1 protein-coding gene is annotated in these 219 nt (G+C 31.1%); it reads right to left on the bottom strand.

What is annotated here, in order from left to right:
- The coding region (locus FDW96_RS12420; protein WP_170974702.1) for a phage distal tail protein domain-containing protein at window positions 1–219 on the bottom strand (219 nt) is incomplete at both ends.

Raw genomic sequence — 219 nt, 5'->3', positions numbered from 1 at the left:
TCTGTTTGATATTCAAGTGTAACGAATTTTTGGTTAAGAATATCGTTTATAAAGTCTTTCATTAACCGATAATTTTCTTCTAAACTTTCACCAAACGTTTCTAATTTAAACTCTATTTGTGGTTGAGTAATTGAGCGTGTCCCCATTACTCCAATACCATTACTTTGCCAGATATTATTAGTTGATTGTAACCCTAAATTAGAGGGCTGGTAAAATCTA

It is taken from the genome of Citrobacter sp. TBCS-15 (assembly GCF_005280815.1).
Lineage (GTDB): Bacteria > Pseudomonadota > Gammaproteobacteria > Enterobacterales > Enterobacteriaceae > Citrobacter > Citrobacter werkmanii.
The sequence above is the reverse complement of the archived record's forward strand: the minus strand, read 5'-3'. Positions and strand labels throughout refer to the sequence as shown.